This is a genomic window from Flavobacterium enshiense, assembly GCF_022836875.1.
In the GTDB taxonomy this organism is placed as follows: Bacteria; Bacteroidota; Bacteroidia; order Flavobacteriales; family Flavobacteriaceae; genus Flavobacterium; species Flavobacterium enshiense_A.
On sequence record NZ_CP090376.1, the window covers coordinates 483,710 to 509,308 of the forward strand.

Genomic DNA, 25,599 nt, shown 5'->3' on the forward strand with positions numbered 1-25,599 from the left:
AAATTATTGATTCAGGTTTGCGAGGCTGTCTGACAAACCTGAATTAAATTATTTTGTTCTGTTTTCTGTAATATAGCTTGCCATTGTTTCAACTGACTGGAAAATGCTTTTTCCTGCTTTCGGATCGGTCAATTTGATTCCGTAATCTTTATCCAACAGTACAATTAATTCCAAAGCATCAATAGAATCCAATCCTAAACCATCTCCAAAAAGAGCGTCGTTATCGTTAATTTCTTCAACAGCAATGTCCTCCAAATTTAAAACTTCAATAATTTTCCCCTTTAACTCCTGCTTTAATGCTTCCATGATTATTTATTGTATAATGTATTTACTATTTCTTTATTATGTTCAAATCCCCTTGTTTTTCAACCATATAAAGGATTGCTTTGTAATTTTCCTGATAATATTCCACCCAGCCGCACAACACTTTATCCGCTTTGTTTGTTGCCAAAAGCCCGTTTGCGTAATTGGTCATAAATTCCGCATTGAAATCCTCAAAAACAAAAAAAGCATTTTCGGACTGCAATTTGTGTCTGATACTGATCTCGCCGATGCAAATGTTCGGTAAGGTATACACAAAAACTGCCGGACTCGGAAAATAATTCTCCTTGTCTGCAATTGAGCCCTGGTACTTGACATCGGTATCCAGACTGGAGGACTTATTGGCGAACACCAACGCAATATTATTATCCTCTCCTTCTTTTACCTTGCTCCCCAAAATAATTTCCGAAGCCAAAAAGGCCAGTTTACTCAGATTATCCATTTTGAAAAACTTAGGATAATCCATGTTGAAATTTTTATAGGCCGCTTTTGCAAATTCCGAAAAAGGAACATGCTCCAATTCAAATTGTTTCACGCCATTAACCATAACCGAGTTGTTTTCGATTACGCAATGACCTGATATGTAATTTTTTGTCTGCAAATTTAAACTACTTTTTCAAATAAAACAGCGGTATTGCACCCGCCAAAACCTGAGGCTGTTTTCAGGAAGCAATTAATTTCCTTTTCTTCATTTTTGGTAATAACCGAAATAGGCTGTGAAACCCCCATTTTAGCAAAACCTTTTGAAGCAATCAGCTGATTATTCCTGGTACTTTCAATAGCTATTACTGTTTCTAAAAGTCCCGATGCTCCAAGCGTATGTCCGTAAAATCCCTTCAAACTATTCACGGAAACTTTGTTGATTCCCAATCGGTTGAATGCCACCGCTTCCATTTCATCGTTGTAAAGTGTTGCTGTTCCGTGGGCCGAAATATAGTCCAATTTTTCTTTAGCCATGCCGGCTTCCGTGAAAGCGCTTTCGATACTTCGGAACAATCCCTCACCGGTACGCGATGGCCCTGAAATATGGTTAGCGTCATTAACTGCTCCATCCCCAATAACCTTAACGGCTCCCGGACGAACTTCTGTTCCTATTGCTGTCAGGTAAACTGCTGCTGTAGCTTCTCCCAGTGTCACACCGTTTCTTTCTTCATCGTAAGGTTTACAAGGCACTTCACTCATCGCCTGGAAGGAATTGAATCCCGACAAAACAAACTCCGAAACCGCATCTCCGGCCACCACAAAAGCATTGTCGTATGCGCCCGCCTGAATCATTCTTTTGGCAACCGCAATCGCTAAAACTCCCGACACACAGGCATTGGAAACCACAATCGGTTCCGTAGAAAATCCGAAAAATGAACTGATTTTTTTTGCCAAAACAGCTAAATGAGCCGCTTCGACAGTATTATTTTTATCTTCTAACAACTCAATATTTCCTTTAGTTGTTGAAAATATAAAAGCTGTTTTGTTTGTAATCGTATAATTTCCGATTATCGGCGCCAATGCCAAAATCAGCATTTTTTCCAGTTTGGTGAAATGATTCTCGTTTGAAATCGGAGCAAAAGCCGCATCAATCTCATCGGAATTTACAACAGAAGCATAAAACGATTTCAGCATGCCCAATTTCTCAAACCGCTGAATTCCGGATTGCCCTTTCAGTAATGCTTCCCAATTTGATGCAACATCAAACCCTAAAGGAGTAATGCAATTGGTATCGGTTATATAAACATTCTTCGCCATTACTTCAGCAAGCCTACTTTTCGCTTCCATTCTTCAAAAAAAGGAGGAAGATTTAACGATAATGTTCCCGTTTCATCTACAAATACCTGAACTGTTTCTCCTGTACAGGCAATTTCATTATTAGCATCGTAAATCTTGTATCTGAAAATCATTTTAGCCGCAGGCGAATCTACTATAGTGGTTTCAATGCGAGCCACATCGCCATAACGTAGTGACAATTTATGTTCGCAAGATGACTTAACGATTGGTGTCGTATAGCCGTGTTTGTCAACATCCAAATAAGAAATGCCGTGTTTTCGGCCAAACGCCTCTCGGCCATCTTCGAAATAGGTGATATAATAACCGTGCCATACAATTCCCAATGGATCCGTTTCGTTAAAACGAACACGAATTTCCTGGGTAACCGTAAGTTCCGCCGCTTCCTTATACTGCTCTTTTCTTTTTATCATAGACGATTGCAATGGTTATTGTAAGTATAAAAAACAAAAGTAATAAATTAATTTCCGGAAGGATTTCGACAATACCTCCGTTGCGCAACAGCACATCGTAAAATGCGTTCAATCCCCAATTCATGGGTGAGATGTGCGATACGAACTGCATGATTTTCGGCATGGCAAAAACCGGGACCCAAACACCCCCGATAGCCGCCAAAATAACAACAGATGTTGCCCCGAACGGTGCCGATTGTTCCTGTGTTTTTGCAACAGTTCCCAATAAAATACCGAATCCGATCGCAGCCAAACCTGAAAAAAGTGCGACAACACTCATTAAAATCAGTTTGCCTTCAATTTCCAGAACAGGCAGTCCTAAGTAAGGAAAAAGATAAACCCCAACGGCCACCATAAGCAAAAACTGAATCATACAGATTATCAGATAGGTAGCGGTTTTCCCTGCAATGACAACGGCATACGGAACCGGATTTGTGATCAATCGGATTTGGGTTCCCTGCCCTTTTTCCTTTACGATGTTGATCGAAAGCGGCACCACGATAAAAAATATCGCAAACAATGACCACGCCGGAACATTATGCTGTACCGAATTAGGAAGGATTTCTTTATTGTCCACTTTAGGAACTATTTCTTTGAAGGTGATGAAGTTTTCCTGTTCGAAAATAGGCTCTCCTTCTTCTCCCAACTGATCCTGAAATGCTTTGTAAATAGATTTCGTTTCAACTTGGGATATCATTTTGTCGATGGCGCTTTTCACCCCATTTTTAAAAGTAAGTTGAGTTGCCGGATCAAAGTACATCTTGATTTCCTTTGTCTTGACAGCCTTTTCTTTTTCAGCTTTCGAAATAGTGTCTTCCAAACCGAATTTGCTGACGATGTCTTCTACATTCTGGGTTACTTTCTTTTCCAGATCAACACTTAATTTTTCGGGGATGACAATCGCCAATTGGTATTTTCCTTTAAAAACAGCTTCCCTTGCCGTTGCTTCGGTTAAGGCAGCTCCTTTTATTTCCGTAACAATTTCAAAAGAACCACTTTCGTTTAAACTGGATTTTACCGTTTTGGATATTTCGCCATTATCGTTATCCACCAAAAGTATTGGAATTTTACTTTCGGTAACCGATTTAAAAGTGCTGTCCTGAATTAAGGTAATGGTAACAATTAAGACCAATGGCATCACGAACAAGATTACCAATCCGCCCAAATCCCTTCTCAGCAGAAGTATTTCTTTTTGAACCGACATTAAAAACTTATACATCATCGCGTAGTTCTTTACCGGTTAATGAAATATACACGTCTTCAAGATTATGAGCATTGGGCGTATTTGAAATTAACTCGTTTGGTGCTCCCTGGGCATAAATCCTCCCTCTGTCGATGATGGCAATATGACTGCAGAAATCCTGAGCTTCCGACAAATGGTGTGAGGTATAAATGATGGTAGTTCCTTTTGAATTGAGTTCTTTCAGATAGTCGATGATAACGTTTTTGGATTGTACATCAACTCCGACGGTAGGCTCGTCTAAAAACAAAACCGAAGGCTCGTGTAATATTCCGGCTATCAGATTTACACGTCGCTTCATTCCTCCAGAGAAAGTTTCTATTCTTTTACCTGCAAATTTTAACAAGCCCAAATGTTCCAGTGCCTCATCCACTTTATCGTGCAGGTTTTTACCTTTCAAACCATACATACTTCCAAAGTAACGCAGGTTTTCACGTGCCGTCAACGTTGGATACAAAGCATATTCCTGAGGAACAACACCAATTGTTTCCTTAATTAGAGTGGCATTTTTGTCGTATGAGAGTCCGTCAATCGTAAACTTTCCGGAAGTTGGTTTTATTAGTCCGCATAGCATTGAAATCAGCGTGGTTTTACCAGCTCCGTTAGGTCCCAGCAAACCAAAGATTTCGCTTCTTTCAATCAACAGACTCAGGTTGTTCACTGAAAAATCATCGGCCTCTTTGTACTTCTTGTAAAGTTCGGTGATATGTATTATCGGCTCATTCATAAAGACTTAAATTGCTTTTTTAAGTTTTTTAAAAAAAGCTTCTTCTAGATCAGCCAATTGAAGCAGTTCATCAGCCAAGCTGTTATAGACATCTGCCTGATTGCTTCTCTTTTTATAAACTCGCGCAGCGTTTACTGCAAAATCACGCCATTGATCCCCAATAGCTGTCATTTCAATAGAAAGTTCCTTTAGCGCATCATTTTTAAGAATAACGGAAGCTTCCTGAAGAAAAGCCGCATAAATGAACCTGAAACCACCGCCTCCGGTACCGATTTCTTCCTGCATGCGTACCATCTGAGCCAAATAATGATTCGCTACTCGGGCACCTTTTTTAACAGGCCATTTTCGGATACTGCTTGCTACGTATCGCATTCCTCTTACGCCAATAATCGGCATAGGAGCCAACATATCGTTGCAGGTATTTTTTATCCCTTTTCTGATGGCAGTTTCCCAGTCGATATTCTCCGGAATTACAGTCGGGTAATACATTTGTCCTTTAGGTGCCAGAGCTCCTTTGGCAAAACGTACTTTCTCCAATTCTTTTTCGGTCAACGTCGTAACGGTTTCCATTACCGGGTCGCTGATTAAAAAAGTATCTTCATTTTTTCCATACACAACCAGATTGTGTGCATTGAAATGAAAGCGGTATTCGTCCGGAAAATAGGTTAAATTATAAACACCAACCTGTAATCCTGACGGTATCTTGTTATCTAGATTTTCCTCCAACGCTTTTTGCGCCGATTGCGGATTGGAAAATTTTACTCTTTTTACTTTAATACCCAATCGCTTGGCCGCTTTATTGAAAATAGAACCAGGCATGGGACGATAACTGATTGCCGGTGCATGATTTACCTTCAGCAACGGCAGAAAGAAAAAGAAAAGTCCGGATCCAATACCGAAAACCATCGGTTCGCTGATATTGATTCCGTGATGCTTAAGCAAATTGGAGGCTACTCCGTTTTCGCAGTGTGCGGACTGATGATGGATGAAATTGGTTTCCATTAGTCTCCTTTATAGTTTTTTAGCGTTTCCACTGAAATTTCGAAGGCTTCAGCGTATTTCGCCATAATTTTATCATTCAATTTTTTAAATACCGTGGGTTTTCCATGACGTTTCACACGCCAAACCCACATACCCACATAACTTGCCAAAATATTCCAATCCATTTTATGCACTTCCATAAAATATACAATCGGACTGGAAATCCCTGCTTTTACATCATTTTTGGCTTCTTCCACTCTTTCATTGATATCCTGAATGGAATTTTCAAGAGCAATCGTCTTTGGCTCCCATCCCGAACTTAAAGCTGTGGTATAATTCCCGTTTTCGTCGGTTGCATAACAAAGCTCTTTCATATTGCTTTTTGAAAGATTGCTTTTGTCCTGCGGTACTTCTTCCTTCTTCATTTATCTTTTCTCCTGAATGAATAAATTTATTTCTGCTTCGAAAAGCAGTGCTTCCTCACAAAACGTATGACACACCATCGTACCAATACTGTATTCATCTGTATCAAAACGGGAAAGCAAAACGCCATTGGTTGTAATGATACTTCCAACCTTTGGCAATTCATATACTGTTATTTTCTTTATGCCGCTGATAAAACCGATTACTTCGACACCTTCTTTTACCTGTTGGTTTTCATCTAAAAAAAAGAATTGCCCGACAATGGAAGAACAAGTCTGTGCTCCGTTTTCAACAAGTCCTGTTTCCGAAAAAAAGCCATCGGCAACAAAAAGATTGTCATTTTTTATTTCAAAAATCGTTTTAACTTCAGTCGGGGTCAGCTCTAATATATAATCAACCATCAGCATCGGTTCACGATGCGGTAAAAACAATTTTATATCGATTACATTTTCGAACTGTTCCATTATTTAGGATGCCAAAACCGTTTTCATCTGCCCGCGGGCTATCTCGTTATCATCTATTTTCGTCACTATATCGACCAGTGTAACCCCCATGAATTCATGAAGCACATTCACTGTAGTTACAATCGTATCACCTAATTTAGGCAAAGAGGTGATCTCAATCGACTTTATCGAACCTATGTACCCTGTTGGGGCCGGTTCGTTTTTTAAATAAAACTGATAACCGGTATACAAAGCTACGGATTGCGCCATATGCTCAATAACGCCGGATTCCTGAAACAAATCTCCCCTTACAAAAATATTATCTGCAGTAACAGTTAAACCTGCTATCACTTCATTTTCTGAAAAAGACAGTAATTTATCCACCATCACAAATGGGAATTTTTGCGGTATAAGGTTACCGACAAAAACTTTATCCGATATAGGAAGTACATATTCCATTAGCATACGGTTAAATAAGCATAAGAATATGAGAATCGTCCGCTTTCAGGTACCGACAACATTACTTTATCGCCCTTAACCAGTTTTCCGGAATTCATTAATTCTTCCAACATCAGATAGATAGATGCTGAACCCACGTTACCCACTTTTTTCAGGTTCATGAACCATTTTTCGCTTGGAATTTCAATCCCTCTTTCAGCAAGTGATTTAGCCAATCCTTCCACAAAATAATGGGAAGAAACATGGGGAAGAAAATAGGTTATATCTTCTGCCGTGACATTATTTTTATCCATGGCAGCCTTCATACTTTCAGCGCCTTTTTCAAGAATATAGCTATCGAGAAGTTTCACATCCTGTTTGATTGAAAAAATTGACTCAGACAACCATTCGGTGGAACTGTAATCACTCCAAGGCTTGATTTCGCCATTTTCCAGCTTATCGCCGCCCGCATACATACAGGTTTCCAATTCATGTGCATAGGAAAAGGCTTCCATCCATTCAATCTTTAAAGAATTTTTACCTCTGGGTTTATTTTCAAGTAAAAAAGCTGCAGCGCCGTCAGACAACATCCAACGTAAAAAATCTTTTTTGAAGGCAATTATTGGTTGTTCCTCAAGGCTTTTTAGGCTTGAAACTTCGTTTTGAAACTTTCCGGCAAGCATCCACGTTGACACCCTCTCCGAACCGGAACAAATGGCATTTTTAGTGTTTCCCGATTTTACGGAAAGATACCCAAATTTAAGAGCATTCATCCCCGCATTGCAAACTCCGGAAGACGAATTCAGTTCTACGGATTTATTTTTCATCAATCCGTGCACCATGGCCGCATGCGATGGCAATAACGTATCTGGCGTAGATGTTCCGCATGAAAGCAGTTCTACATCATTGGCCGTAAAAGTAGCATCAAAAAGGGTATTTATCGCATTGTTAGTCAGTTGGGCATTGGTATGAGTAGGTTTTCCTTCCCTGTCTAATGCATAGTAGCGAGAAGAAATTCCGTTATTTCTAAGGATTATTCTTCTGGCTTTTGAGGCAGTATTATTTATTAATCCAAGAAACGTTTCCATTTCGTCATTCGAAACCACTTCGTTAGGCAAATATTTCCCGGATTTTGTTATGTAGACTTCAAACATAGTATTCCATAATTCTTTTAAACCCCCTGAAAATAGGCTTTTTCTTTTCTTCTTTTGGCGAATTTCAAAGGATATGTAAAAAGGTGCAAGATATAGACAATTGGTGACATTACCCAAATTGCCACCAACAAATAAATATTAAAGCCCTTAAGCCAAGCCGGACGTGAATCGGTCTTTCCGATTATTAAATTAGCCCAAATTTTGAACATTTTATTGGCTTTTTTATCCATTTCAATTAAAAATGGGCGAATTTCGACAGCATCTTTTGCGACAAGATCTGTCTGTAAATCGGTATACGAATTACTTTTCAGGTACTTTAAAATGATTTTTCCGAATTTTGAAGATTCCTTAATGTCTTTTTCTGAAACTCCTGGCTTCGGAAAAACCCCCAAATACTTCTTTTTCTCTCCCGAAAACATCCATTTTACGATAGTTATAACACTGATGTGATTGATATGTCTGTCTACCAACACCACATTACCCACTAATTTTGCACCGGCTTCCTGTAACAGTTTTTTCATTTTTTCCTGTGCCAAAGCCCACATATTACGACAACCTATAACCGTAACCACGGGTGTACTTTCTAATAATCGTTTGGCAAAGTCGCTTTTGAGAAAAGAATTTACCGGAATGGAAGGTGATAAATACCAAACCTGATAAGCCAAAAGTACCAAATCGTATTTTTTAGCCAAAACCTCCTCAGAAGGCGTTACAATTTTAGACGGAACCTGAAGAAACGACTCGGGAAAAGCATCGAAAAAAGCTTCTTTTTCCCATGGAAAAGGAAATGATTTTTCCAATACGATGGGACAGAAAGTGACTGAAACTTCAGAATCCTCCAACAAAGGTTTCGCGACGGTTCGCGCAATTTCTTCCAATTGCCCTGACTGTGAATAATAAACTACGAGTACGTTTTTCATAGGTCTTTGATATATAGACTAAAGGACAATGCAGACTTATTTAAAATTCAACCTGCATTAACTTTCGGGCTGTAAAAATAAGTATTTTATTTGGTGAGGAATCAAAATAAAAAACCGACTGAAATCCTGAATAAATTTCATAAAGACCTGTTTTATTTTTCAGGTTGGTTCCAGAACATAAAGTAATTAAACCACTGTAAAGGATATTTCAGAAGCATACCCTCAACGCTTTCAGTATAAGCCTTTAAAAGTCCTTTTTCGTCGCGTTGTTTAACATCAGCTTTTCGGGCATAAAGATGATAATGAAGATTCGGTTCTTTCATTACGTAAACAAAAACAACCGGAACTTTTAAACGGGAAGCAATCAAAAACGGGCCCGCTGGAAAATTGGCTTCCGCTCCCAAAAGCGTTTCTGTCATGTATTTGGTTCCTTCAAAATAGCGGTCTCCGGTAAAACATATCAGTTCATTTTTTGAAAGCGCATTGTTAATTTCGAAGATATGAGACAGATCTTCTTTAATTACAATAAATTTAACGGAAGATTTCTTTGTAACACTTTCCAGATACTCTTTTATCTGAGAATGTTCCATGTCTGTAGTTACCAGATTGATTTGGCAATCAAAATCGATTTCCTCGAAAAAACGGTCGGCTATTTCAAAATTCCCAAGGTGTGCACTGATTAAAACGCCTCCTTTTTTCTCAGCCAAAAGTTCTCGCAGCAATTCAATCCCGTCAAACTCATAGGTAAATTTATCACGTAAACCGGCGGCAATTGCTGTTTTATCAATCAGTGTCTGACCGAAAGTAAAATAGCTTTTATAAACCATTACTTTCGATTTAAAAAAGGAATACCCAAGTCGATTCTGGAAGTAATAAAACATTGCCCGATTGGAATTCCGTTCGAATATAAAATAATAAAAAGCTACAAAAACCAAAACAGAATAAGCCGCTTTGATTCCGAGCTTTTTTATACAAAAAACAAATATTTTATACCCTAAAAGAGTCCCTTTAGACTTACCATCCCATTGACTCATAGCGCATTATTTCTTATTCTGGATTTTAGTCTCTATCAGTTTATAAAAATCATTAAATGTAGAAATTCCTGCAAAATCAGCTTCTCCCAGCTTTACACCGAAATTAGACTCAATTGCCACAACCAAATCAACATAATCCAAACTGTCTAAACCCAATGTATCTTTAAGGTTTGATTCTGGGGAGATAATGTCGGCATCTACTTCAAACTCATCAACAAAAATTTCATTAATCTTCTCTAAAATCAAATCGGTACTCATAACTATTCTTTAAATTTTTTAACCACAACTGCTGAATTTGTCCCACCAAATCCAAAAGAATTCGACAAATATATGTCAAAATTTTTATTTACAGTCTTAGTCGCAATATTTAACTTTTTAGAATCCTCGTCAGGATTTTCGAAATTGATATTAGGAGCTATGAAATCATTTTGCATCATAATAGCAGAATAAATCACCTCACTGGCGCCTGCCATCCAACATTCGTGGCCCGTCATCGATTTTGTTGAACTTACGTAAGGGTTACTGTCACCAAAAACTTCATAGATAGCTTTAGCTTCGTTTGCATCCCCAAGTGGTGTTGACGTTGCATGCGCATTGATATAATCTACTTCATGCGGCTGAATACCTGCCTGTTCCAAAGCTCGACGCATGGCAGCAGCAGGCCCTTCAACATTTGGAGTCGAGATATGACCTCCGTTAGAAGAAACACCATATCCGATAATTTCGGCTATTATGGGAGCACCGCGTTTTACCGCCGACTCATAACTTTCAATGATTAATGTCGCAGCTCCTCCACTTGGCACCAATCCGGTACGACCGGAATCAAAAGGGCGTGATGCTTTAGCGGGCTCTGCTTCGTTAGTGGAAAAAACACCCAAACCATCGAAACTGGCCATAGCATATTTGTTGATTTCCTGAGCACCTCCGCAAATAATCATATCCTGCATCCCACTTTGGATTAACAAAAACCCAAGTCCTATAGAATGTGATCCACTCGCACAGGCAGCACTTATGGTCATATTCACGCCTCGTAATCTAAAAATAGTAGACAAATTCATGGTAACGGTTGAGTTCATCGATTTAAAAATCGCTCCCGAACCAATTAAAGCGGTATCTTTCTTATCACGTATAATATCTGTAGCTTCAATAATCGACTTGGAAACACTATCATTTCCGTATAGGATTCCCACTTCGTTTTCGTCGAAAAAACTATCTTCAATCTTAGCGTTTTTCAATGCCTCTATGGTAGCCATATAAGCATATTCGGTTTCTTCACCAACGCTAATGCGCTGACGACGATTCAACAGGTTTTTCAGATTTGGTTTCGGAACCATGCCTGTTATGGCCGACTGAAAACCAAATTCTTTTCTTTCCTCATCATACACGATTCCCGATTTCCCTTCATAAAGTGATTGTTTCACCTCTTCTATTGAAGTTCCAATACAGGAATAAATTCCCATCCCGGTAATTACAACTCTTCTGCTCATTTTATTATTTCTGTGAATCCAAATTTAGGCTAAAACCTGTAAACAACTCATTTTCAGATTAACTGAATAGTTACGAATAAATTCCTCCGTTAATATTAATAACTTCTCCGGTAATGTAACCTGCTTTATCGGAAGCCAAAAAGCCTACTAATTCGGCTACTTCTTCGGCTTCTCCAAAACGATTGGCCGGTACCATTTTAATTAATTCTTTTTCATCCAGCTGACTGGTCATATCCGTACGGATAAAGCCCGGCGCCACGGCATTAACCGTTATATTACGCTTTGCCACTTCCTGAGCCAAAGCCTTGGTAGCCGCAACCACGGCGCCTTTCGCAGCTGAATAATTCGTTTGTCCTGCCGTCCCTTTTACTCCCGACACGGAAACCATATTTATAATACGACCATATTTATTACGCAACATTCTCTGAATGAAGAAATTTGTTACATTAAAAAAGCCGTTCAAACTGGTGTTTATAACATTGTTCCAATCCTCATGCGACATCCACATGAACAAACCGTCACGTGTGATTCCGGCATTGTTTACAATAACTTCCACCACGGCATCGGGATTAGCTTCCTGCCAGGCAGTCAATACATTTTTAACTTCTTCCGCATCGGAGACATTAAATTGAATTATCTCTCCGGTCGCTCCCTTTTTAACCACTTCTTCCAAAGTTTTTTCGGCAGCTTCCTGATTATACTGATAATTAATTAATATATGATACTTTTTATTTTCAGCTAATTTTTGACAGATAGCACTTCCGATTCCACGGGAGCCACCTGTGATTAGAGCACATTTCATAGTTCTTTATTTTTGAAACAATTCAGCTTTACTTCACATAGATTTCGTCACACTTCCCCTCTCAGCTTAAGAAAATCCCATTTTTTCAACTAGCAAAAAATGAAGTTCTAAAAAAAGGGACAAACATTTAAAAACAAGATGAAGTCTAAACACATGTAAATCAAACTATTCTTTTTTATTATCGCTATTTAATAAATAACTTAAACAAAGATTTTCTTTAACTTCAACATCACCTTCCCAATTAATAGTACCCTTACCAGCAGCGGTAAAACGATGCCTCCCAGGTTTAACTTCTATAGTAACTACTCCAGCGGCAGAACATTGAGGTTGAGAAGCAAATGCTTCACCAAGTTCTCCGTAATATTTTTTATCTAAGAATACTTTTACTTCTTTTATTTTTTTTGAATCACACCAAAATGAAATAAAACCTGAATCTAAAGGTTTGTCAACTACTGAGGGCTGCTCTAAATCATTTGTAAAATATAATTCTAAAGTTACTGTTTCCCCTTCAAAATCAACACTAATCAAACCCTTCCCTTTTTTAATAGCCGATAGAACATTAAATGACATCGACATTCGGGCCCAATTATCAATTACAAATTCTTTAATTTCATTGTTTTTTATCAACACTTTTGCAGGAGCACAATAGTTATAACTATCAGTAGCGACAATTGAATGCCAACCATCAATAATTTTTGCAGGATAATGCTCAGAATCATTATAAGTTTTTTTGATTAAATTAACTTTTGCCTGTGTTTCTAATAAATTCCCTTCTCTTTTCTTTTTATTAACAATCGTCTTTTTTATTGAAGATGCTCCGTAAGTAATTGTATTAATATGACTCTTAATACTAAAAACATTAAAGTTAGGTCTTTTGCCAGTTTGATCCTCTGCACTAACTTCTAATGAATCAATCTTCATGTATTTCTGTGCATTCGCAATTGATGAAAATATTAGAACTATTATGATAATTTTTAATTTCATTTTTTTTATTAGTTTATTATCTTTTGCCAGATTAAAAAGTTAGTTATTTATCAAATAATCTTTCACTTGTTGTACGAACGGATACATTACCTGATCTTCTTTGAATTCAGGAATAATATTTCGCACTTCATCATACATTTTTCGCGTTACTGAAGAAACCTGATCCTTATACCCTAAAGCATCTATCGCCTGAACAATCGTTATTAATTCGATGGACAAAACTTCAAAGGCATTTTCAATTACTTTTCCTGTAATCACTGCCGCATTGGTACCCATACTTACAATATCCTGATTGTCATTGTTATTTGGAATACTGTGCACATACATGGAATTTGACAGCATCTGGCTTTCCGCCGTTGTTGACGTTGCCGTAAACTGAACGCCCTGCATCCCGAAGTTAAACCCTAACGTCCCTAAATTCACAAACGGAGGAAGTATCTCATTCAATTTAGAATTCAGCAAATAATTCAACTGACGCTCTGCCAGCATAGTCAGTTTAGCGATAACCAACTTCAGCTTATCCATTTCAAGCGAAATATAATCCCCGTGGAAATTCCCACCATGGTAAACATGCTGATTCTTCACGTCCACAATCGGGTTGTCATTAGCAGAGTTGATCTCATTTTCCATCACATCGGCTACCGCATTTATAGTATCCAGAACCGGACCTAAAATCTGAGGCACACAGCGCAACGAATAATACTCCTGAACCTTTTCCTTGAACACTTCTTCGGTGTTTTCTCCCGTGTAAAGGTGATCTTCTCTTTTTCTTACCAACGTACTGTCGGCAAGGTTATCGCGCATTCTTTTGGCGATTTCCTGTTGCCCGAAGTGACGTTTCGTGTTATTTAATTCAGCCGACAAATGGTCGTCGTAAGCCTGAACTATTTCATTAATTGCACAAGAACATTTTATGGCCCAGTCCAAAACCTTTTCCGCATTGTGTACGTTCACGATTCCGATTCCGGTCATTACGGATGTTCCGTTCATCAATGCAAGTCCTTCGCGAATTTCCACATTGATCGGTTGCAGATTTTCCAGTTCGAAAACTTCCTTGGTCGCTCGGCGTTCTCCTTTATAAAAAACCTCTCCTTCACCAATCAGCGTTAAAGCCAAGTGAGCCAATTGAACCAAATCACCACTGGCACCAACTCCGCCATGTTCGAAGATAAGCGGTGTAATATCCCTGTTGATAAATTCTTTCATTAAATGAATTACCGACGGATGAACACCTGAATTCCCCAATGAAAGCGTGTTCAATCTAGCTAAGATGGCTGATTTTACACAAACCGGACTCAAAGGTTTTCCGGTACCCGAAGAATGGCTTCGGATTAAATTATATTGTAACTGCAACCTGTCCTCATCCTTAATACGGTATTGAGCCATTGGCCCGAAACCGGTATTCACACCATAAATTACTTTATTACCTGAAAATTCTTTTAAAAAATTAAAACTGGCTTCTACTCTGCTTATCACCGCATCACTAACATCAACTTTATTGTTTTTAAACACAATTCCAGCGAATTCTTCCAGGCTTAAATATTCGTTTATAGTACTCATTAAAGGCTCTTTTTTTGCTTAGATATAATAAGCAATTTTTTATTTAAAAATTGAATTTATGTATTTACATTTGAACGCTTGCAAAGGTAACATATTCCCATAAAGAAAAAAGAAAAATATGAAACAGGAATTCGTTGATGTACTCGTTATCGGAGCCGGTCCTTCTGGCTGTGTTTCAGCATCTTATTTACACAATAACGGCACAAAAGTTAAGGTGGTTGAAAAAACAAAATTCCCACGTTTGGTAGTAGGTGAAAGCCTTATTCCTAGAGTAATGGATCATTTTGACGAAGCCGGTTTATTCCCCGCGCTCGACGCCATGAATTTCGAGAAAAAATTGGGTGCGCGTTTTATCCGGGGAGAAGAAATCTGCGTATTTGACTTCAGTAATAAATTTTCAGAAGGCTGGGATTGGACCTGGCAGGTACCAAGAGCCGACTTCGATAACACTTTGGCTCAGGAAGTGATCCGAAAAGGAATTGATTTGGAGTTTGAAAGTGAAGTACTGGATGTTAAATTCAACGGAAGCGACTCTATAACCACCGTTAAAGACAAAGACGGCAATATCAAGGAAATTCACGCGAAATTCATTATTGATTCCAGCGGATACGGACGTGTTTTACCGCGTTTATTAGATTTGGATACTCCTTCCAAATTAGATCCACACTCCTCTATATTCACACACGTAAAAGACATTAACCGTCCGGAAGGAGAAGAAGGCACTTTGATTTCTTTTGACATTCTGGAAACGGAAGTATGGCTGTGGGTAATTCCTTTCTCTAACGGAAACACCAGTTTAGGAGTTGTAGGCCCTACGACCTTTATCAATTCGCTTTCCGAAAACAAAGACAATGCGGAAGCCTTAAAAAACGCTATCCAATTATCGGATTATTATATAAAACGTTTTGGCGGTGTGGAATTTTTATTCGAACCGGTAAAATTGGAAAATTATTCTCGCTCGGTAAAGAAAATGTATGGCGAAGGGTTTGCATTGACCGGAAACAGCTCTGAGTTTTTGGACCCTGTTTTCTCTTCCGGAGTAGCTTTTGCCACGGAATCCGGAATGTTATCCGCAAAATTGGTACACCGTCAGCTGAAAGGCGAAAAAATAGATTGGGAAACCGAATTCACGGAATACATGAAAAGCGGTATCGGCGTTTTCACCACCTATGTAAAAGAATGGTACACCGGAAACCTTCAGACGTTATTCTTCCACCAACCAGAAAACCCGGATGTAAAAAGAAAAATATGTGCAGTTTTAGCCGGTTATGTCTGGGACCAGGAGAATCCTTTTGTAAAAAAACATGATAGCGTCATTAAAAACATGGCCTACTTATTAAATCTTGAAAAAGAACAATCATCAAAAAACCCGGAATAATCCGGGTTTTTATATTTTATTTTCCGTTAAAGTCGCTCATCGTATTTCCTAAACCAGCCAAGGCGAATGATTTCACTGCTTCAACCGCAATATCCAAACGCTCCGGTAAAGCGGCCTTCTCCTGATCGTCCCATTCCCCAAGGACATAATCCACCTGTTTTCCTTTTTTGAATTCATCGCTGATTCCAAAACGAAAACGGGGATAATCCGCCGAATTTAAAATTTGTTGTATGCTTTTTAAACCATTATGTCCACCGTCGCTTCCTTTGGGTTTGATGCGGATGGTTCCAAAGGGTAAATTCAAATCGTCGGTAATTACTAATACGTTTTCCTTGGCAATTTTTTCTTTTTCCATCCAGTACTGAAGTGCTTTCCCGCTCAGGTTCATGTAGGTGTTCGGTTTCAGCAGCAAAAGGGTTCTGCCTTTGATTTTGCATTCGGCCAACGTTCCTAATTTTACGGTTTCAAAAGAAACGCTTTCCTGTTTGGCCAAATGATCCACGACTTTGAATCCGATATTGTGTCGGGTGTTTACATATTCGGCGCCGATATTGCCTAAACCGACAATTAAAAACTTTTTGCTCACTTCTTTTATATTGTTTTGTGGAGTTCGCAGAATCTCCGATTTCATGGGATCGATCGTATCTGTAACTGTTTTTTCTTTTTTAAATAATTGTGTCAGCCATTTCATATGCGAGTTCTGTTTTTGTTGAATGTGCATATGGAATTCGTATTTTAAAAAATACTCATTTCATGGAGCAAAAGTAGTGGAAATACAAAACCTTTCCAAAAAAGACCAAAAAGCTGCTCCATTAGCCCCGAAGAAAGAGTCAGCTTAGCAACGGTAAACTATATAAGGTTACAACCGATTCAACATAAAAAACCCCTGAATAAATTCAAGGGCTCATTTCTGTTAGATAGTCTTAATTCAACATAACTTTCACCATGACATCTTCTTTCTTGTTTTTATATGCTTCAAACATAAACAAAGCGTCACTCGCACAAAAAACCCTATTAACAGCGAATTGTTCTAGTTCGTAATTGTTCACCGCCTGCATATCCAACACCATTTTTTTACTTAACGAACCATCATGATCATCAAGTCTAGCCACCATTAGACGACAATCTTTTTTAGCACTATCCGAATATATCTCTGGTTCTTGATCCGGAATAGGATTCAGATTTTTTTCATCATCCAAAAACACAAAATAATGGTTTTCATTTCCCTTTATGTATTTATAGGACATACCTCCTTTTCCATGACTGCTATATTGAAGTTTTGGGATTTTCTTCATCCATGCCAATTCACCATTCGCTTTAATCTTAGACACTATGATATTATCATATTTGTAAGTTGCGTTACCATTTCCATATGGACGAGAGTAATATTGTTGTTCGCCCACCAATAGCAAATCACCATCAGTATCCAAAACAATATCATTAAGTTTAATCAGCCCTATTACTACACTGCCCCACTCCTTCTTAGATTCTTCCTTTTCTTTTCGAATTACTTTGTTTTCATATTGGGTAATTACCTCCAATGGGATCTCATGCAAAACATGATCATAAATAACCCCATCAGGTTTTATTTTGAAAGAAACTACTCCTTCAATAAAGGACGTATCCGAACTTTCGTCCTGTTGACTTCCGTTATTATAATATCCTGCACAAAGCTGATAGTCTTTGTCTGTACCCACAAACACAAGTTTTGTAATGAATTTGTTTTTGTTGTCTAGTTTTGAAATTGCAATGTTAGTCGAACCAGATCGAATTACAAACAATTCCGCATGGTAGTTAGGCATACGCTCCCCCTCTTTCCTGTTTTCTTCAGTATTGTCATGAAAAACTTTGGTCAGTACGTAAATATTCCCTGCATTGTCCAACATATAATCCAAATCTTTCATCATAATCTGCTTGTAAGGCATAGTGATTTCATTTCCAGAAATTTTATTCAGATCGCCATCATATTTATATAACCCGACAATAGCTGCGTATTGCGACTTATCCTTAATCAGGGACTTTTTGGTATACTTAATTAACAGACTTTTCTTATCTTGAGATGCTATAAGATTGAACTTGTCACCAATACTAAATGGAGAAGTATAACTTCCTGTCACCTTACCTTCTACCTGCAACATTAATTTTGGAGCACCAACAAACTCTCCTGCTGCGAAATCAATTTCCACGGAAAACATTTGTTCCTTCTCCATATCTCCATCCCAAGAAGAAAAGAAAAAATAATATTTGTTATTCAACTCCAAAATGGTTTCCACAGAATAGTTTTTCGGAAAAAAGGCTTCATATCTTTTCTCTTTAATAAGTGAGGGCTTGTCGATGCTGAATTTTTGGATCATTACATTAGCCCTGTCAAATTTTAACGCAATTGCTTCGTTATTTTTCGAGAGATAAAATTTATTTCTTGCGTCAAAAACTTTATACGGACTGCTCACTTCATAGGAGTAATCCTCAACGGATTTTTTTTGGGCATAACCACTTATTCCGATTACGCAAATGATTAGAAATACAAATAGTTTTTTCATTAATTATATGGTTTAAGGTTGCCAAAGATAAATATTTTAACATTTTCGCTAGTTATCCAAAACAAAAGAGTCCCGATAAAAACCGGGACTCTTTGATATTTCGAAAAATTGAAATTATTTTTTCTTTTTTCCTCCACCTTTTTCTGCTTTTGCAGCTTCTTGAGCAGCTTTCATTGCAGCACGTGAGATTCTCACCTGACAAACTACAGTGTTGTCTGGGTGTAATAATCTGAAGTTGTTTGTAGGGATTTTAGTCACATACAATTTGTTACCCATTTCAAGAGGAGTAATATCAGCCTCTACGAAGTCAGGTAAGTTAGCAGGTAAAGCTCTAACTTTAAGTTTACGTTGGTTTAAACGTAAAACACCTCCTAATAATACACCTGGAGAAGTTCCCGTAACTTTAACTGGTACTTCCATAGTGATTTCTTTCTCATCATGTAACTGATAGAAATCGATGTGTAAAATTTTGTCAGACACAGGGTGTACCTGAATGTCCTGAAGAATAGCGTTGTATGATTTTCCACTTTCTAACTCAACCACAACAGTGTGTACGTTAGGAGTGTAAACCAAACCTTTAAATGCTTTTTCTTCAGCTGAAAAATGTACTGGCTGATCTCCTCCGTATAACACGCAAGGAACCATTCCAGCATTACGTACCGCTTTCGTTGAAGCTTTGCCCACGCTTTCTCTTTCTGATCCTTTAATCGTAATTGATTTCATTTGAAATATTTAAAAAATTAATAAAATACTACATTAAAAATTTGCTGCTGATAGAGTTGTTGTTCTGTACCATGTGCATTACTTCTGCAAACAATGGAGCACAGCTTACTGCTTTTATCTTAGCACTTTCTCGTTTCAACGGAATTGAATCGGTTACGATCAATTCCTGAATTTTTGAGTTTTCAATCCTCTCATACGCCTCACCTGATAAAATCGCATGCGTACAAATCGCTCTCACGCTTAACGCACCTCTTTCCATCATCATATCGGCTGCTTTTGCCAAAGTACCTCCGGTATCGATCATATCATCTACCAAAATTACATTTCTGCCACGAACATCTCCGATCAGCTCCATTGTATCGATTACATTAGCCGCTTTTCTTTGTTTGTAACAGATTACCACATCAGACTCCAAGAATTTAGAATAGGCATAGGCTCTTTTTGAACCACCCATATCCGGGGATGCAATAGTAAGGTTCTCTAAATTCAAGCTCTCTACATATGGCAAGAAAATGGTCGATGCAAACAGGTGATCTACCGGTTTTTCGAAGAATCCCTGAATCTGATCCGCATGTAAATCCATGGTCATGATTCGGGTTGCTCCTGCACTTTCCAATAATTTAGCTACCAATTTTGCCCCTATCGGAACTCTTGGCTTATCTTTTCTGTCCTGACGTGCCCATCCGAAATACGGAATTACTGCAGTAATATGTCTTGCCGATGCTCTTTTCGCAGCGTCAATCATCAACAAAAGTTCCATCAGATTGTCAGCGCTTGGAAATGTTGAACAGACCAAGAACACGCGCAATCCGCGGATTGACTCTTCAAATGACGGCTGAAACTCACCATCGCTATATGTTGAGAACGTTACCTTACCAAGCTCCGCACCATAGTGCTTTGCAATTTTTTCAGCAAGGTAGGTACTTTGTGAACATGCAAAAATTTTTGCTTCCGGTTCAATGTGCGACATCTTAATTCGTTGTTATGTAGTTACTTAGTGTTGTGTTGCTGTAACGCGGTGCAAATTTAGAAATTAAATTCAACTCTGAAAGCAATTTTTTCAGATATTTTTTCAAGTTAAATTTGATTGTTTGAATATTTTTTATTTACATTTGCACCCAGATTGAAACAATCAATGTCCGAGACACTTTTAAAAGTATCTCAATCCGAAGCCCGGATGGCGGAATTGGTAGACGCGCACGACTCAAACTCGTGTACTTAGGTGTGTGGGTTCGATTCCCACTCCGGGTACTAAACCTCTCAGCAATGAGAGGTTTTTTTATTTCCATACCTCATCGATTTAAACTCAACAGCATTAAGAAGAGACCAATCACTCCTCCACCTCATCCCCATCAATATTATTAAACTAACAAAACAAAGAATACAGTTCTTTTGTTAATTCATTCCGTTTTTTAGTCAATATTATCCGGTTATTTTTTCAATGCTTAAGTCAATCCCACTAATCCATACAGTTATATTCTTAACGCATTGATAATAAAGATTGAAGTTTCAAGTTGTTTTCACAAAAAGCACAATCATTTTTTTAATTTACAATATCCAACAAGCAGGCAAAAAGGCTTTAAATCACTTTAAAACAAAATTTTTTACTTCGTTTTGAATTACCTATTTTTGAGCCATCAAAAAATGTAGTATGAGTACAACAACTAGACACAACTGGACGAAGGAAGAAATCATTGCGATATACAACAAACCTCTAATGGATTTGCTTTTCGAAGCAGCGTCAATCCACAGAGTAAATCACGACCCAAATGTGGTTCAGGTTTCCACTTTATTATCAATCAAAACTGGCGGTTGCCCGGAAGATTGCGGATATTGCCCACAGGCAGCCCGTTATCATACAGATGTTGAAGGCAACGACTTAATGTCGGTTCCACAGGTGAAAGCACAAGCTTTAAGGGCTAAATCCAGCGGTTCATCCCGTGTATGTATGGGTGCGGCTTGGAGAAACGTGAAAGACGGACCGGAATTTGACCAAGTATTGGAAATGGTACGTACCATCAACAAACTGGACATGGAAGTATGTTGTACTTTAGGTATGTTAACCGAAAACCAGGCGCAACGTTTAGCCGAAGCCGGTTTGTATGCTTACAACCACAATTTAGACACTTCAGAAGAATATTATAAGGAAGTTATTTCCACTCGCGGATTCGAAGACCGTTTGCAAACGATCGAAAACGTTCGTAAAACGAATGTAACGGTTTGTAGTGGCGGAATCATCGGTATGGGAGAAAGCATTGAAGACCGCGCAGGAATGCTGGTAGCTTTATCTACATTGAACCCGCAACCGGAATCTGTGCCGATTAACGCTTTGGTAGCGGTAGAAGGAACACCGATGGAAGACGAAAAACCAGTTGAAATCTGGGAAATGATTCGTATGGTTGCTACTACACGTATTGTAATGCCGGAAACTCAGGTTCGTCTTTCTGCCGGAAGAACACAAATGTCGAGAGAAGGACAGGCGATGTGCTTTTTTGCCGGTGCGAACTCAATTTTTGCCGGTGATAAATTGCTAACGACTCCGAACCCGGATGTAAACGAAGACATGAAAATGTTCGAATTATTGGGTCTACAGCCGCAAAAACCATTCATCAAATTAATGCAACCGGAAACTGTAGAAGCTGAAGATTCCAAATTCCAGGCATTAGGCGAAAAACCAAAATGGTCGCGTCCTGAACACAAAATCGAAAGAAACCTTGAAGCGCAGGCAAAAGGAAAAGAAATACAGAAATAAACTCTGATTTATTCAAAACATATTTTACCCTAATACAAAGGTTTTTTCTCAAATTTACTCTCAGCCCAAGGCTGGGAGTATTTTTTTTATTGCAAAACGCTATTACTTGTCCAACATGAAGTTACAGTTAACTTAAATTGAACATTCTAAAATCATCTCTAAAAAAGACTCACGCACCCATTGCGCAACCTGAACATCTTCAAATAAAAATCCCGACAGCGAACCATCGGGATCTTTCAACTTAACTAAATTTATTAATAACAGAAGTGACTAATACGTAACAATCAATAAGGAGCCTTGATAGTTTCGGTTTATCCATTATCTAAAACCATCTTCCAAAAAAGCATTAACCCTTATTTTAATTTCACACAATATGACGGACTTTCATATTATTCGCTATATTTAATCCTCTCTTTCAAAAGAGTCTGTTCAAAGCGGACAGCAAAATTAATAAAATATAACACAAATCAAAGCCTTTGTGATTAAATCAATGTCAATCTGCAAATAACTTATGAATTCTAACACACTAAAGACCCACACGGTGGAAGAAGCCAAACGAAAATTAGAACACTATTGCAGCTATCAGGATCGTTGCCATTATGAGGTTACGGAAAAGCTAAGATCGCTCAACATGATTCCGCAGGTGGTTGATGCCATAACTGTACATCTTATTGAACATAATTTTTTAAACGAGGAACGTTTTGCAATGAGTTTTGCCCGCGGAAAACACAACATTAAGAAATGGGGAAAAGTGCGTATCGTGAACGAACTTAAATTTCGTCAGATATCTAAATACAACATAGAAAGGGCGTTGAAAGAAATTCCAACGGAAGAATACTTAAGAAACTTTCATGACTTAGCTGAAAGGCACTGGGAATCCACCAAAGAAGGAAACCCTCAAAAAAAGAAAAAGAAATTTTGCGATTACTTACTGCGTAAAGGTTTCGAAAGCAACCTTATTTTAGAAAAAATAAACGATTTGACAGAAGAGGAAGATTAAGCCGACTTCGAAATCAAAACACTTACGGCGTTTCCTCCAAATCCAACGGCATTTACAAGTACTTTACGAATGGCTTTTCGTTTTGGTTGCACAGGCACAAAAGGAACATCGATAAACTTTTGATGCTGAATCATCATCAGTGCCATTTCCATACTTAAAATCCCGGAAGAACCGAAAGTGTGGCCTATTTTCCATTTATTGGTGGTTAACATCGGAAGATTGTCCCCAAATATACTCTGAATGGCTTTGTACTCTGATAAATCGCCTTTGATTGTCCCAGGGGCATGCATCACTATCGCATCAATTTCCTCTAAAGGAACAGATCCTATAGCCATTCGCATTGATTTTTTAAAACATTCCGCTTCCGTGGAAATGGAAATCCCGTGCTCCAGTATATCCGTTGCATACCCAACACCCGCCACATACGCTAATGCATTGTCGTTGATACCGGCTTCAAGACAAACAACGGCAGCCCCTTCTCCTAGAACCATAGTGTTTTTATCTTTTTCGAAATCGAAGGCCCTACATGGAAATTCGGAATTCTCTTTTGAATAAATCTTCAGCGCCTGCATTTGTGCGATGGTAAAAGGTGTCAGTGACGCTTCACTACCACCCACCAAAAACTTATCCGCCATACCGGAACGCAGCCATGCCACACCATTTAACAACGCATGAAGCGCAGTCGAGCACGTAATAGAATGCGAAATTTCCGGGCCGCTTGCCTTTAAATCGTGGGCTACCCAAGACGAGATATTCCCCAAGGTGGTTGTAGGAGAAGATAGTGTTGACGTCTTGCCTGTAGTCAGAAATTCTTCAAAATAACTCTCAAATAGCTCGGTAGCCCCGCGTGAGGAACCGATATTAATTCCGAAAGTATCCGCTTCCGACCAGCCCGCCTGTTCTACAGCTTGTCTTGAAGCTAACATCGCATATAAAACAGAACTGTCCAGGGGTTTGTATTTGTAATCAGATCCTTTTAAATCGGAAACCAATTGCTGTAACGATTCAGATAATGCCGCTACCGGAACTTTTTGGCCGCCTATTTCCTTTTCTGTAATCGAGGAGGTATTTTTAAGATATTCTTCCCAAATTCGTTCAGGTTGATTTCCAAGAGGAGAGAAAGATGCTAAGGCAGTGATGGCAATCGGTTTCAAAATCAATTATTTTTTTGCAAAGTTAACATTCCTCCAATGTTTCTTCAACGGTTTGGTAAATTTTTTCCAATTGCGCATCCGAAATAATGTAAGGTGGCAACACATAAACGATATTTCCCACAGGACGGAGGATTACCCCTTTATCAATAAAGAAATTATAAAGTTTATTTCTGAAATTTCCGTAATAGCTTTCCGCTTCGCCTGTTTTGATTTCCAAAGCAAAAATCACACCCAGAACTCTTGTAGTTTCAACCCTCGCATGATTTTGAATCTTTTGTTGAAACTCCAAATGCTTACGGTTTACACGCTGAATGTTTTCCTGCATTTCCACGGTTTCCAGCAACTGCATGCTCGCCAGAGCCGCTGCGCATCCGGTCGGATTGGCCGTAAAGGTATGTCCGTGAAACAACGCTTTGTTTACATCGTCGTCATAAAAACCGTCAAACAATTCCTGAGTGAATGTCGTGATTGCCATCGGGATCGTTCCGCCGGTCAAGGCTTTCGACAAACTCATCATATCAGGTTGTTCTGTCAGGTAATCGCAGGCGAAATTTTTTCCTGTTTTCCCGAATCCGGTCATTACCTCATCGGCAATGGTGAACACCTTGTGTTTTTTGCAAATTGTGATGAGTTTATCCAGTTCAGCGGCATCATACATTACCATTCCTGCAGCTCCCTGCACTAAAGGTTCAAAGATAAATCCGGCAAATTCACCTGTCTTCGCCAACGCCTCTAAAACATCACAGCTAGCCTGTTCATTTCCTTGCGTCGGAACGGGAATCCGAACCACTTCAATTAGCGAACCTCTGAAAGCTTCCGTAAAAAAGGAAATCCCACTGGCCGCCATAGCGGCAAAGGTATCCCCGTGAAATGCATTTTCGAAAGCGATAATTTTTGTACGTTTTTCATCTTTGTTGTAAAAAAACTGTAAGGCCACTTTAATCGCAATTTCAACTGCGGTCGACCCATTATCAGAATAGAACAATTTCTTCTGATTATCAGGTAAAATCTGCATCAGTTTCTCGGCTACCTGAACCGCCGGTTCATGTGTAAAACCGCCAAACAAAACGTGCTCCAAAGTGGTCAATTGCTTGTAAATCGCGTCGGCGATAAACTTATTGGAATGCCCGTAAGGGTTCACCCACCAGGACGCAATGGCATCAATGTATTCTTTACCGTTTTCATCCCACAATAAAGCACCTTCGCCTCTAGCGATGGCAATATGCGCCTGTGCCGTCTTATGCTGGGTATACGGGTGCCAGTTGTACTGTATATCTCTTTCGGATAGATTCATTTTCTATTACGAATTA

Annotated in this window: 27 protein-coding genes and 1 tRNA gene; 4 read left to right on the plus strand and 24 right to left on the minus strand. The window is 38.7% G+C overall.

Annotated elements, in window-relative coordinates; genetic code table 11:
- Nucleotides 1-48: 48 nt before the first annotated feature.
- The 18 genes from LZF87_RS02205 to LZF87_RS02290 all read right to left on the minus strand — a co-directional run bounded on the left by LZF87_RS02205 (nt 49) and on the right by LZF87_RS02290 (nt 14,742).
- Nucleotides 49-306, minus strand: coding sequence for a phosphopantetheine-binding protein (locus tag LZF87_RS02205; protein ID WP_244341026.1), 258 nt, complete (start codon nt 304-306; stop codon nt 49-51).
- Between the two features lie 25 nt (nt 307-331).
- On the minus strand, nt 332-922 hold the full coding sequence (locus LZF87_RS02210; RefSeq protein WP_319800049.1) for a 3-oxoacyl-ACP synthase: 591 nt from the start codon (nt 920-922) through the stop codon (nt 332-334).
- A gap of 2 nt (nt 923-924) precedes the next feature.
- Nucleotides 925-2,091 (minus strand): beta-ketoacyl synthase N-terminal-like domain-containing protein, encoded by a 1,167-nt coding sequence (locus LZF87_RS02215; RefSeq protein ID WP_413614296.1) that lies wholly within the window; start codon nt 2,089-2,091, stop codon nt 925-927.
- Nucleotides 2,061-2,510: an acyl-CoA thioesterase gene (locus tag LZF87_RS02220; RefSeq protein ID WP_244341028.1), complete on the minus strand. Its 450-nt coding sequence runs from the start codon at nt 2,508-2,510 to the stop codon at nt 2,061-2,063. Before LZF87_RS02220 ends, LZF87_RS02215 begins: the two co-directional genes overlap by 31 nt.
- Nucleotides 2,485-3,771: an ABC transporter permease gene (locus LZF87_RS02225; RefSeq protein WP_244341030.1), complete on the minus strand. Its 1,287-nt coding sequence runs from the start codon at nt 3,769-3,771 to the stop codon at nt 2,485-2,487. Before LZF87_RS02225 ends, LZF87_RS02220 begins: the two co-directional genes overlap by 26 nt.
- Nucleotides 3,761-4,516 carry an ABC transporter ATP-binding protein gene (locus LZF87_RS02230; protein WP_244341032.1) on the minus strand — a complete coding sequence of 252 codons (756 nt, stop codon included), beginning with the start codon at nt 4,514-4,516 and terminating at the stop codon, nt 3,761-3,763. Before LZF87_RS02230 ends, LZF87_RS02225 begins: the two co-directional genes overlap by 11 nt.
- Nucleotides 4,517-4,522: 6 nt before the next feature.
- Nucleotides 4,523-5,518 (minus strand): BtrH N-terminal domain-containing protein, encoded by a 996-nt coding sequence (locus tag LZF87_RS02235; protein ID WP_244341034.1) that lies wholly within the window; start codon nt 5,516-5,518, stop codon nt 4,523-4,525.
- On the minus strand, nt 5,518-5,922 hold the full coding sequence (locus tag LZF87_RS02240; RefSeq protein WP_244341036.1) for a hypothetical protein: 405 nt from the start codon (nt 5,920-5,922) through the stop codon (nt 5,518-5,520). The genes LZF87_RS02235 and LZF87_RS02240 overlap by 1 nt, the downstream gene beginning before the upstream one ends.
- Nucleotides 5,923-6,384, minus strand: a complete 462-nt coding sequence (locus LZF87_RS02245) for an ABC transporter permease (protein ID WP_244341038.1) — start codon at nt 6,382-6,384, stop codon at nt 5,923-5,925.
- Nucleotides 6,385-6,387: 3 nt separating this feature from the next.
- On the minus strand, nt 6,388-6,822 hold the full coding sequence (locus tag LZF87_RS02250; protein WP_244341040.1) for a hypothetical protein: 435 nt from the start codon (nt 6,820-6,822) through the stop codon (nt 6,388-6,390).
- Nucleotides 6,822-7,955 (minus strand): beta-ketoacyl-ACP synthase III, encoded by a 1,134-nt coding sequence (locus tag LZF87_RS02255; RefSeq protein WP_244341042.1) that lies wholly within the window; start codon nt 7,953-7,955, stop codon nt 6,822-6,824. Before LZF87_RS02255 ends, LZF87_RS02250 begins: the two co-directional genes overlap by 1 nt.
- 17 nt (nt 7,956-7,972) lie before the next feature.
- Nucleotides 7,973-8,875, minus strand: coding sequence for a dialkylrecorsinol condensing enzyme DarA (locus LZF87_RS02260; protein ID WP_244341044.1), 903 nt, complete (start codon nt 8,873-8,875; stop codon nt 7,973-7,975).
- 152 nt (nt 8,876-9,027) lie between these two features.
- Nucleotides 9,028-9,909, minus strand: coding sequence for a lipid A biosynthesis acyltransferase (locus LZF87_RS02265; protein ID WP_244341046.1), 882 nt, complete (start codon nt 9,907-9,909; stop codon nt 9,028-9,030).
- 6 nt (nt 9,910-9,915) lie between these two features.
- On the minus strand, nt 9,916-10,167 hold the full coding sequence (locus LZF87_RS02270) for an acyl carrier protein (RefSeq protein WP_244341048.1): 252 nt from the start codon (nt 10,165-10,167) through the stop codon (nt 9,916-9,918).
- Between the two features lie 2 nt (nt 10,168-10,169).
- Nucleotides 10,170-11,396 carry a beta-ketoacyl-[acyl-carrier-protein] synthase family protein gene (locus tag LZF87_RS02275; RefSeq protein ID WP_244341074.1) on the minus strand — a complete coding sequence of 409 codons (1,227 nt, stop codon included), beginning with the start codon at nt 11,394-11,396 and terminating at the stop codon, nt 10,170-10,172.
- Between the two features lie 70 nt (nt 11,397-11,466).
- Nucleotides 11,467-12,198 carry a 3-oxoacyl-ACP reductase FabG gene (gene fabG / locus LZF87_RS02280; protein WP_244341084.1) on the minus strand — a complete coding sequence of 244 codons (732 nt, stop codon included), beginning with the start codon at nt 12,196-12,198 and terminating at the stop codon, nt 11,467-11,469.
- Nucleotides 12,199-12,363: 165 nt separating this feature from the next.
- The gene (locus LZF87_RS02285) at nt 12,364-13,182 is read right to left on the minus strand and encodes a hypothetical protein (RefSeq protein ID WP_244341086.1); all 819 of its coding nucleotides are present in this window, start codon (nt 13,180-13,182) and stop codon (nt 12,364-12,366) included.
- A 39-nt stretch (nt 13,183-13,221) separates the two neighbouring features.
- Nucleotides 13,222-14,742 carry an HAL/PAL/TAL family ammonia-lyase gene (locus tag LZF87_RS02290; RefSeq protein ID WP_244341088.1) on the minus strand — a complete coding sequence of 507 codons (1,521 nt, stop codon included), beginning with the start codon at nt 14,740-14,742 and terminating at the stop codon, nt 13,222-13,224.
- A gap of 118 nt (nt 14,743-14,860) precedes the next feature.
- Between LZF87_RS02290 and LZF87_RS02295 the strand changes: the two genes are divergently transcribed.
- Nucleotides 14,861-16,120: an NAD(P)/FAD-dependent oxidoreductase gene (locus LZF87_RS02295; protein ID WP_244341090.1), complete on the plus strand. Its 1,260-nt coding sequence runs from the start codon at nt 14,861-14,863 to the stop codon at nt 16,118-16,120.
- 16 nt (nt 16,121-16,136) lie between these two features.
- On the opposite strand, the gene pth is transcribed toward LZF87_RS02295, so the two are convergent.
- The 4 genes from pth to LZF87_RS02315 form a co-directional block, all read right to left on the minus strand.
- A complete protein-coding gene (pth, locus tag LZF87_RS02300; RefSeq protein WP_244343694.1) occupies nt 16,137-16,751 on the minus strand; it encodes an aminoacyl-tRNA hydrolase in 615 nt (204 codons plus the stop codon).
- Between the two features lie 292 nt (nt 16,752-17,043).
- Nucleotides 17,044-18,660 carry a hypothetical protein gene (locus LZF87_RS02305; protein ID WP_244341092.1) on the minus strand — a complete coding sequence of 539 codons (1,617 nt, stop codon included), beginning with the start codon at nt 18,658-18,660 and terminating at the stop codon, nt 17,044-17,046.
- A 114-nt stretch (nt 18,661-18,774) separates the two neighbouring features.
- On the minus strand, nt 18,775-19,383 hold the full coding sequence (locus LZF87_RS02310; RefSeq protein ID WP_244341095.1) for a 50S ribosomal protein L25/general stress protein Ctc: 609 nt from the start codon (nt 19,381-19,383) through the stop codon (nt 18,775-18,777).
- Nucleotides 19,384-19,411: 28 nt separating this feature from the next.
- The gene (locus LZF87_RS02315) at nt 19,412-20,353 is read right to left on the minus strand and encodes a ribose-phosphate pyrophosphokinase (protein ID WP_244341109.1); all 942 of its coding nucleotides are present in this window, start codon (nt 20,351-20,353) and stop codon (nt 19,412-19,414) included.
- 201 nt (nt 20,354-20,554) lie between these two features.
- Here LZF87_RS02315 and LZF87_RS02320 point away from each other — a divergent pair.
- The 3 genes from LZF87_RS02320 (at nt 20,555) to LZF87_RS02330 (ending at nt 23,135) form a co-directional block, all read left to right on the plus strand.
- Nucleotides 20,555-20,634, plus strand: a tRNA-Leu gene (locus tag LZF87_RS02320).
- Nucleotides 20,635-21,034: 400 nt separating this feature from the next.
- Complete coding sequence (gene bioB, locus LZF87_RS02325; protein ID WP_244341123.1) at nt 21,035-22,135, plus strand: biotin synthase BioB; 1,101 nt, start codon at nt 21,035-21,037, stop codon at nt 22,133-22,135.
- 511 nt (nt 22,136-22,646) lie between these two features.
- Nucleotides 22,647-23,135, plus strand: coding sequence for a regulatory protein RecX (locus LZF87_RS02330; RefSeq protein ID WP_244341126.1), 489 nt, complete (start codon nt 22,647-22,649; stop codon nt 23,133-23,135).
- Here LZF87_RS02330 and LZF87_RS02335 read toward each other — a convergent pair.
- Both LZF87_RS02335 and bioA read right to left on the minus strand, forming a co-directional pair.
- A complete protein-coding gene (locus LZF87_RS02335) occupies nt 23,132-24,292 on the minus strand; it encodes a beta-ketoacyl synthase N-terminal-like domain-containing protein (protein ID WP_244343695.1) in 1,161 nt (386 codons plus the stop codon). The two genes, LZF87_RS02330 and LZF87_RS02335, sit on opposite strands and share 4 nt — an antisense overlap.
- A gap of 19 nt (nt 24,293-24,311) precedes the next feature.
- Nucleotides 24,312-25,583 carry an adenosylmethionine--8-amino-7-oxononanoate transaminase gene (gene bioA, locus LZF87_RS02340; RefSeq protein ID WP_244341129.1) on the minus strand — a complete coding sequence of 424 codons (1,272 nt, stop codon included), beginning with the start codon at nt 25,581-25,583 and terminating at the stop codon, nt 24,312-24,314.
- Nucleotides 25,584-25,599: the final 16 nt, after the last annotated feature.